This is a genomic window from Pseudomonas sp. RHF3.3-3, from assembly GCF_048069595.1.
Classification (GTDB): Bacteria; Pseudomonadota; Gammaproteobacteria; order Pseudomonadales; family Pseudomonadaceae; genus Aquipseudomonas; species Aquipseudomonas fuscovaginae_B.
On sequence record NZ_CP182250.1, the window covers coordinates 3966822 to 3975854 of the forward strand.

The following is a 9033-nucleotide window of genomic DNA, read 5'->3' on the forward strand; positions in this document are numbered from 1 at the left end:
ACGCAATGTTTTTCAGTTCCCAGCGGGCGATATCGCCATCCAGGGACTGGTTGCAGTGATACGAAGCAGCCTTGAACAGGCCTGAATTATCGAAGTACTTTTCCATGCTCGTGTCCTTGTAAAGGTGCGAGTCTCAGCGACTCCGCCTCGATCATACGTCCGTTGAGCAGCCTGAACAATCGCGCCAGGAACTCCTGGATCGGCCGAGTATTCAGGGGCGCACTGCCCGCCCAGGACCACAATGTGACCCATCGCCCCCGCAGAAAAAATGAATCAGCGACCTGATCTACTGGTCAGGAATCATGAGCGCAGTCAATCTGACGAGGTAACAGCAATGACTATCGAAGCAGAGACACTCGTACAACTGACCAAGGCCCTGCAGCAGCGCGGCATGAACCTGGTATCCGATGTGGCGTTTACGCGAGCGCCCTACCGGCACAATCACCGCTGGATCTGCACGGTAGAGTAGGCCACTGAAAAACAGGCGAACGTGCAGGCGGTCCATCCCTCATCTCGCAAAAAATAACTTGTACATTGAACTTTTTCTGTACAAGAAAAGTCCGACCGCTGATGCCAATTAGTCATCATTAAGCCATCACTTCGCCCCTCTCATGGCAAGCGTTGGTGAAGCATTCAGTCAACGGTTCGGGAGCAGCCTTCCTATGTTTTCCAATCTGAGCATTTCACAAAAGCTCTACGCCGGTTTCGGCCTGGTGCTGCTGATCATCGTGATATTGGTGCTTTCGGCCCTGCGTGGCTTCGATCAGGTCAGCAGCAGCGTCAAAAGCAACATCCACAGCTACGAAGTCCTGAACCAGTCAGGGGCCGTGCTGCGCAGTCTGATCAATATCGAGACCGGCATGCGTGGCTACGCGCTGACCGGCCGGGACAGCTTTCTGGAGCCCCTGCGACAGGGCGAAAAAGCCTTCGATGATTATTACGGCCAGCTCAAGAGTGCCACCGCCGACAACCCTCAGCAGCAGGCACGCCTGGAGCAGTTGCGCACCCTGTACCAACAATGGATGAACGATGACGTCCAGGCCAACATCGCCCTGCGCAAGGAGATCAATGCGGGTCGGCAAGCGATCGGCGTCATCAGCGACCAGATCGCGGCCGGCCACGACAAGGCCAAGATGGACGCCATGCGCCAGCTCGTCACTCAGTTGCGCGATACCGAAAAAGCCCTGCAGGACTCCCGCGCCAACGCCATGTACGACGCCAAGTCCGCCGCCTTGACCATTCTCATCGGCGGCGGCTTGGCAGCGGCCGTGCTGGCGATGCTCATTGCCTGGTCGCTGTCCAGCACCCTGGTCGGGCGCATCCGCCAGGCGGTGGATGTGGCGAGAACCATTGCCGATGGGCACCTCGACAGCCGCATCACCAGCGACGGGCGTGATGAGGTCGGTATCCTGCTGCAGGCCTTCGCCACCATGCAGGAGCGCCTGCGCGCCATGATCGGTGAAATCAAACGGGGTGCCCAACAGCTGGTGAGCGCCTCAGAGAGTATTTCCAGCGCCTCGTTGCAACTTTCGGCCTCAACCCACGAGCAGTCACAGTCGGCCTCCTCCATGGCCGCCACGGTGGAGGAACTGACGGTCAGCATCAACCATGTGGCCGACAACGCGGGCGATGCACACAGGCTCTCCAGCGAGTCGGGACGCCAGTCCAGCGAGGGCGGCAGTGTCATCCAGGAGACCCTGGCCAGCATGCGCCTGATTGCCGAGACCGTGCAGGCCTCGGCCACCCAGATCGCCGAGCTCGACCAGCATGCCGAGCATATCTCCAGCATTGTCAGCGTCATCAAGGGCATTGCCGAACAGACCAATCTGCTGGCACTCAATGCGGCCATCGAGGCGGCCCGCGCCGGCGAGCAGGGCCGTGGCTTCGCCGTGGTGGCCGATGAGGTCAGGCTGCTGGCACAACGCACCGCCAACTCGACCCAGGAAATCACCGAGATGGTGGAAAAAATCCAGCTCGGGACCCGGGACGCGGTCGGCAGCATGGATATCGGCGTGAACCAGGTCAAAGGCGGTGTCGAACAGGCTCAACAGGCGGGTGAAGCCATCGTCAACATTCGCCAGTCGTCGAGCGATGTGGTGCGTGTGGTGGACCAGATTTCCCTGGCCCTGCGCGAACAGACCGCTGCCAGCCAGGATGTGGCACGCAACGTCGAGCGCATCGCCCAGATGTCTCAGCAGAACAGCCAGGCTGTCGAGCAGACCAGCGAAACCGCCCGAGCCCTGCAGCAACTGGCGCATAACCTGGAAAAGCAGGTGAACGTGTTCGTGCTCTGAGGGCACGCCGGGCGACAGCACAGGGAAGTGCGCCTTGCCAGTCGGCTGCTCGACCGGGGCCTGTGGGAGGTCGAGCAGCCTTCAGGAAGGTCGGGGACAGACGAGGATGGTTGCGTCCCGCCCCCTTCCGCCCAATCAGCCCCAGCTCCTCGCCTTGACGCTCAACACCAGCAGATCCGGGGTATTGCCCCCGACAGCCGCATGGTCAGAGAGGGATCCCAGAACCTCCCCGCAAAGGGTCGACCCCATGGCAAGCTCGGCATCGAAACCGCCGAAACAGGGCGCATCCTTCATGTACCGAAACTCGCCCCGACGAAGCACCACCCGGTAAATATCCCGGTCTTCGGTTTCTTCAAGAAAAACCGGTGCCGCGCTCTGCAGGATGTCATAGGTGACGGCACCGGTGCCGCAACCTGCGATAAGCCGGGTGATCAGAGAAATCATCATCTTGCGCGTCCTTGTAAGACCCTTGCTGCCCTTCAGCTATAGCGGGCAGCGGGCCGAACTTCCATCATTCTTTCTGACTAGTCGTTATGGTCAGTCGTGATCCGACCCCGGTAGGCGACGAACCCGGTCGTGACTCAAATGGCCCCGTACTGCCTGTTTGCAGGCCTCAGCAGCTCGCCGCAGAAACAGCGGGCGATCCCTGTCAGAAACCATTAATTGGCTTGCAAGCCTTCAGCCCCAACCTGGCGCATGCGCTCCCAGCGCCATGCCTTGCCGAGCCGATCCCCCAGAAATTCCACCAATGCCCGCACACGCGGCGCCAGGTGGCGTCCCGTCGGGTAGATCGCATTCAACGGTGCCGCCGCAATGGCAAACGTCGGCAGCACCCTGTTCAGCCGGCCGTCGAGGATTTCGTCGCCCACGTCCCAGATCGACTTGCGCGCAATACCGGCCCCTTCGAGCGCCAGCGCATGGGCCGCGCTGCCGTCATTGGTGACGAACGTCCCGGTGACCTGCACCGACAGAGGCTCCTCGCCATCGAAGGTCCACACCGCTCGAGGGCGGCTGCCGATCAGGATGCATTGGTGATGAACCAGCTCATTGGGATGAGTGGGCTCACCGAACTGCCTCAGGTAGCCCGGCGATGCGCACAACACCCGGAAATTCGGCGCCAACGGGCGGGCGATCAGGGATGAATCGGCCAGGTTGCCGAAACGGATGGCCAGGTCGATGTTGGCATCGAGCAGATCGACGACAACGTCGGAAAGCTCCAGTTGCACGCGCAGCTTGGGATGCCTCTTCTGGAAAGCGGCAATCGCGGGGGCGATCCACTGCCGTCCGAACTCGACGGGAGCGCTCAGACGGACCGTGCCATCAATCGCCTGGGATCTCCCCGAGATGACCGCCTCCGCCTGTTCGATGGCCGCCAGTATCCGAACGGCTTCGGCATGAAACAGCTCCCCCTCCTCTGTCAGTACCTGCTTTCGCGTGGTGCGCTGGAGCAGACGGATCCCCAGCTCCCGCTCCAGTTGCGTGAGGCGCTTGCTGACCATCGCCAGCGACAGGTCCATCTCTCGCGCAGCCGCCGACAGGCTGCCGGCGGCGACGACGCGCACGAAGGTGCGCAGGCTTGGCAGGTTGTCGATCATCCGTCAACTCTTGAAATATTGGAAAGGATCCATTCAAAGAATACCGGTATTTGACGACGATTTGTTGAGTAACCATGGTGACAGGCCGCACACCAGCGCCGCCCCCCCCACTTCCCGAATCCAGGAGACCACCATGTCCTTCAACTCTCACCGACGGCTTCGTGCAGCCGCCCTGATCCCCGCCCTCATCCTGGGGGCCGTGGTCACACCGGTATTGGCCCAATCCGGCGAACTCGTCCAACCCGCGACCCTGGTCGTCGATGGCAGCCTGCCGAAGAAGACGCTCGAAGCACAAACCCTCGCGGCCAGCCGCTACGGCACATTCTGGAACACCGGTGAGGAAGCCATGGCGCGCCAGGCCCTGGCACCGACGTTCTCCGACAAGACCCTGCCTGGCGGCCGTGCCCAGGGCATCGAAGGCGTGCTGGCCGCGTCGAAGGCCTTCCGCTCCGCCGTGCCGGACCTGCGTTGCGAAATCCGCCAGATGATCGTGGCCGGCGACCGGGTGGTCACGCACCTGCACTTCACGGGCCATTTCACCGGCACCTTCATGGGCAAGCCGGGACAAGGCCAGAACATCGACTTCATCGCGACCGACATCTATCGGGTCGCCGACGGACGCATCGCCGAAAACTGGCACCTGGAAGACAACCTGACGTTCCTTCAACAAGCCGGCCTGGTGGCCAGATAACGGAGATCCCCCATGGCCTCGACAGAACAATCCCTTAAGGCGCCGGATAGCGGCCGGCGCCGTTTCCTCAAGCAGACCGGCGTGCTGGCCGGCGGCATCGCCACCGCGTCCATGCTCCCCGGCGCCAAGGCCGGTCCGCAGAAGACAGTGGCCACCCAGCCACATGACGCCAATGGCAGATTCTGGCCAGGCGACACCCGCCTGGTGGTTTCCATTTCGATGCAGTTCGAGGCAGGAGGCCAGCCCCCCAAAGGCACCGACAGCCCGTTCCCCAAGGTGGAGTTCCCGGCCAACGTGCCTTCGGATGCCGCGACCAACACCTGGTTCGCCTATGGCTATCGGGAGGGAGTTCCGCGCCTGCTCGACCTTTGGGATCGCCACGGCGTAAAAGTGACCTCCCACATGATCGGCGAGGCCGCGCGCCGCCACCCGGAGCTGGCCCGGGAAATCGTTGCCAGGGGCCACGAAGCCGCAGGCCATGGCCCGCGCTGGAGCTCGCAGTACGCGATGAGCCGCGAGGAGGAGCGCCGGTTCATCGCCGAGGGCACTCGCATGGTCGAGGAAGTGACCGGCCAGCGCCCCGTGGGCTACAACTGCAACTGGCTTCGTCGCGGCCCCAATACCCTCTCGTTGCTGCAGGAACAGGGCTACCTCTACCACATCGACGACCTCAGTCGCGACGAACCGTTTATCGAGCAGGTCAACGGCAAGGACTTCATCGTCGTCCCCTACACCCTGCGCAACAACGACATCCTGCTGATCGAGGGACGCAACTACTCGCCGGACGGATTTCTGGCGCAGATCAAGCGGGACTTCGATGTGCTGTATGAGGAAGCGCGATCGCGCCGCCGCATGATGTCCATCAGCGCCCACGATCGCATCAGCGGTTCCCCGCAGATGGTGAGCGTGTGGGACGAATTCATCACCTATGCCAAGAGCAGGGCCGGCGTCGCCTTCATGCGCAAGGACGAGATCGCCCGGTTCGTGGCCAGCAGTCCGCTGACCGTGCGCGAGAAGGAAACCCTCTGAGCTGCTGCCTGAAAACGGCGGCGAAGGCGATCGGAAAGAAGGTCGGTGCCAGTGTGAAACCTTCCCGAAGGGGGGTGGTCGTAAGTTGATAGCATTTAAATATCAATTAGCCATTGCCCAGGGTCATTGTCGCCCTCCAGGAGCGCCTGATGCCCCCTACTTTCGACGCCGAACAGCAACGCCTGGCGGCCGTGCACGCCCTGCAATGGCTGGAGACCGCCAAAAACGAGAACTTCGACCGCATCTGTCGGCTGGCGGCCGCCTATTTCAAGGTGCCGACGGCGCTGATCTCGCTGGTCGAAAAGGACCGCCAGTGGTTTGCCGGCCGTGTCGGTTTCGATGCGCCTCAAACGCCCATCGAACAGTCGTTTTGCCGCCATCACCTGGACCGCCCGGGGGTGTTGCACGTGCCCGACGCACGGCAGGACGCGCGCTTCGGCCACAACCCCCTGGTCACGGCCACCGATGGCATCTGCTTCTATGCCGGCGCACCGCTGCGCGACCGCAACGGGCAGGCCCTGGGCCGTCTGTGCATCATCGACAAGGCCCCGCATCCGTTGGAACCCCACGAGCTGACGGCACTGGAAGACTTCGCCGAAATGGTCATGGTGCAGATCGAGCAGAGCCAATCGCTGCGCTACCGCGACCCCGTCAGCCGGCTGCCCAACCTGCTGCAGTTCATGCTCGACACCCAGGGCCTGGTGGACGCCGATGCCACGGCGCGCCTGCTGATGGTCATGCGGCTTCAGGACAGCTACGGCGACGACCGCCTGGCCCTGGAGGAGCGGGTCAGTAGCGGCCAATCGCGACGCCGCGAAACCGCCCAGCGCCTGCGTGAGCGCCTGGAGGGCGTGGCCGAGCTCTATCACATCAGCGAACGGGACTTCTGCGTGTTGCTCAACTGCCGCGCCCCTCGCCAGCAGGAATTGTTTCGTGCCCTGGTGGCACTGGTCAGCGAGCCATTCGCGCCCCGGGCCATGAGCATCGGTGTCGCCACTTGCGAACTCGGCAACCAGCCGGCGGCCGACCTGTTGCGCAAGGCCACCCATGCGGTCGAACTGGCGATTTCGCGCCATGGTCCCTGGGCGGTTTACGATGAAACCCAGGATCGTGCGCAACGCCGGGCGTTCACCCTGCTCAATGACTTTCCCACGGCACTGGACAATGGCGAGCTGTACCTGGAATACCAACCGCGCTTCAGCCTGCACGATGGCCGCCTGCTCAGCGCCGAAGCCTTGATCCGTTGGCAGCACCCACGCCTGGGGATGATCTCGCCCGCCGAGTTCATCCCCCTGATCGAAGGCGCCGGACAGATAAGCCGCGTGACCTGCTGGGTGATCGACCGCGCCCTGAGCGAACTGGCGGCCTGGAACGACGACGAGGTTCGTCTGGCCATCAACCTCTCGGCCCAGGACTTCAAGGGCCTGGACATCGCGCGCACCCTGAGCCGCACCTGCCAGCATTACCATATCGCGCCGCCACGGCTGGAGGTGGAGATCACCGAAGGCGAATGGATCAGGGCCGACCCGCAGGTCATCACCCAGTTGGCGGCCGTGCGCCAACTGGGCGTGGACGTGGCCATCGATGACTTCGGTACCGGCTACAGCAACTTTGCCTACCTGCATGAAATACCCGCCAATGTGCTGAAGCTGGACAAGTCGCTGGTGACCGACCTCGAGCACTGCCCACGCAACCGGATCATCGCCCGTTCGGTGTTCCAGCTGGCCCATGAGCTGGGCTACCGCACCGTGGCCGAAGGTATCGAAACCTTCCGCTGCCTGAACCTGGTGCGCGAATACGGTTGCCATGAAGCCCAGGGGTATTTCCTCAGCCGGCCCCTGCCTCTGGCGCACTTCACCCGCCCCTCCGATGACATTGCCCTGGGTTTCAACCCCAGCCTGCCGGCAGGCGGCGACAGGCCGGCGGCGGTCGCCCTCGGCCTCTGAACGGGCCGAGCCGGAGCTCGGAGGTCTAGGCCTGCGCCTTGTTGACAGGCTCTACAACCTGATGGGTTTCACCATCGATAGTCTGTGGCTGAGCCAACGGCCGAGCTGTCGCTTCATCGGAAGTTCTTTCATTGTCGCTCATGGCCTTGCGAAAACTCTTGATGGATTCCCCCACATCAGCACCCGCATTTTTCAGCTTTTTAGTTCCGAAAATGAGTACTGCAACGAGCAGTATTACCATCCAGTGCTTCCAGTCGAAAATGCCCATTCAGAACGCCTCATCTATATTTCAAGCCTTGTGGACTCTCGCCCTGCCCCAAGACTACGTATGACTGCATCAAGCGCAAACGACGTATTTCCCTCGTTTCGGGCCATATTGCGACTGGCTCCTTTGTGCACCCTGATGGAAATACTGCCGGGCCGGACAGGCGCAAGTTGAATAATCCGCACATTGCGGATTCACCAACCACGGTGAGCAACTTGTCGTTATACAGGCTGATCCGGGATATCCGCCTTGCCAGCCTTTCCGGTGTCGCGAAATGAGGGTTTTAAGTCCTTTGTGCCATTGCACTCCCGTCTCATAATTCATGCTGAAACACACCCACCAGCGCCAGCACAACAAGGCGCTCTCATTCCTTGGACAATCATTCACTACGTAAGGAAAGATCCAATGAGGCTTGATAACAAGACGGCACTTATCACGGGTGGCACCAGCGGAATTGGCCTGGCGACTGCCAAGTTGTTCATTGCAGAAGGTGCCCGAGTTGCAGTGACCGGTCGCGACGATACAATTTTTGGAAAAATCAAGGCTGAACTGGGCGAGGACGCCCTGGTTCTCAAGGGTGATGTACGTTCGCTCGACGATATGCGCAAGATCGCGGCTCAGGTGCATGAAAAGTTTGGCGGGTTGGACATTGTATTCGCTAACGCCGGCTGTGCATTGCCCTCGCCCCTCAACGACATAGATGCCGCTCTCTATGACGACATCATGGATATCAACGTCAAGGGCGTGGTGTACACACTTCAGGCCGTGCTGCCAGCGCTGCGTCAGGGGGCATCGTTCATATTGAACACCTCTTTCGTGGCCCAGACGGGCAAGCACAATATTTCCCTGACCGCTGCGGCCAAGGCGGCAGTGAGGTCCCTCGCACGCAGTTGGTCTTTCGAGTTTCTGGATCGCAAGATCCGCTTCAATGCGATTGCCCCTGGTGGAATCAACACACCTCTCTTGTCGAAATGGGGCATGCCCGAAGAAGATCTTCAACATTTCAAAAGCGAGTTTGCGAAGTTTGTTCCTGTCGGCCACATGGGTGAGCCCAAGGATATCGCCTATGCAGCCCTGTATCTCGCAAGTGACGAATCTTCCTACGTGGTCGGCACTGAGCTTGTGGTAGACGGCGGCGCATCCCAGCTTTGACTCATGGGGCAAGTTACGCCCGAGCGCATTACCCGTTCCTCTTCAATATGCCAGCCGCCAT

Annotated in this window: 8 protein-coding genes and 2 pseudogenes; 7 read left to right on the forward strand and 3 right to left on the reverse strand. The window is 61.3% G+C overall.

All coding sequences use genetic code 11. The features are described 5' to 3' along the window. Window positions 1-334: 334 nt before the first annotated feature. The 3 genes and pseudogenes from ACMGT0_RS17460 to ACMGT0_RS17470 form a co-directional block, all read left to right on the forward strand. The gene (locus ACMGT0_RS17460) at window positions 335-469 is read left to right on the forward strand and encodes a hypothetical protein (protein ID WP_275044505.1); all 135 of its coding nucleotides are present in this window, start codon (window positions 335-337) and stop codon (window positions 467-469) included. A gap of 193 nt (window positions 470-662) precedes the next feature. Next, window positions 663-1439, forward strand: a pseudogene (locus ACMGT0_RS17465) (CHASE3 domain-containing protein); the annotation flags it as partial. Window positions 1440-1706: 267 nt separating this feature from the next. After that, window positions 1707-2294 (forward strand): annotated as a pseudogene (locus ACMGT0_RS17470) (methyl-accepting chemotaxis protein); the annotation flags it as partial. Between the two features lie 135 nt (window positions 2295-2429). On the opposite strand, the gene ACMGT0_RS17475 reads toward ACMGT0_RS17470, so the two are convergent. Together ACMGT0_RS17475 and ACMGT0_RS17480 are read right to left on the reverse strand one after the other, a co-directional pair. Next, window positions 2430-2741 carry a hypothetical protein gene (locus ACMGT0_RS17475; RefSeq protein WP_054058740.1) on the reverse strand — a complete coding sequence of 104 codons (312 nt, stop codon included), beginning with the start codon at window positions 2739-2741 and terminating at the stop codon, window positions 2430-2432. A gap of 212 nt (window positions 2742-2953) precedes the next feature. Continuing rightward, window positions 2954-3889, reverse strand: a complete 936-nt coding sequence (locus tag ACMGT0_RS17480) for a LysR family transcriptional regulator (RefSeq protein ID WP_416769070.1) — start codon at window positions 3887-3889, stop codon at window positions 2954-2956. Window positions 3890-4022: 133 nt separating this feature from the next. On the opposite strand from ACMGT0_RS17480, the gene ACMGT0_RS17485 reads away from it, so the two are divergent. The 3 genes from ACMGT0_RS17485 (at window position 4023) to ACMGT0_RS17495 (ending at window position 7555) form a co-directional block, all read left to right on the forward strand. Then, a complete protein-coding gene (locus ACMGT0_RS17485; protein WP_081009869.1) occupies window positions 4023-4580 on the forward strand; it encodes an ester cyclase in 558 nt (185 codons plus the stop codon). A gap of 12 nt (window positions 4581-4592) precedes the next feature. Next, window positions 4593-5609, forward strand: a complete 1017-nt coding sequence (locus ACMGT0_RS17490; protein WP_054063204.1) for a polysaccharide deacetylase family protein — start codon at window positions 4593-4595, stop codon at window positions 5607-5609. Window positions 5610-5758: 149 nt separating this feature from the next. After that, window positions 5759-7555: a sensor domain-containing phosphodiesterase gene (locus ACMGT0_RS17495; RefSeq protein ID WP_054063203.1), complete on the forward strand. Its 1797-nt coding sequence runs from the start codon at window positions 5759-5761 to the stop codon at window positions 7553-7555. 25 nt (window positions 7556-7580) lie between these two features. Here the strand turns inward: ACMGT0_RS17495 and tatA are convergent, their stop codons facing one another. Continuing rightward, complete coding sequence (tatA, locus tag ACMGT0_RS17500; RefSeq protein ID WP_416769071.1) at window positions 7581-7823, reverse strand: twin-arginine translocase TatA/TatE family subunit; 243 nt, start codon at window positions 7821-7823, stop codon at window positions 7581-7583. Window positions 7824-8225: 402 nt separating this feature from the next. On the opposite strand from tatA, the gene ACMGT0_RS17505 reads away from it, so the two are divergent. Beyond that, the gene (locus ACMGT0_RS17505; RefSeq protein WP_054058745.1) at window positions 8226-8972 is read left to right on the forward strand and encodes an SDR family oxidoreductase; all 747 of its coding nucleotides are present in this window, start codon (window positions 8226-8228) and stop codon (window positions 8970-8972) included. Window positions 8973-9033: the final 61 nt, after the last annotated feature.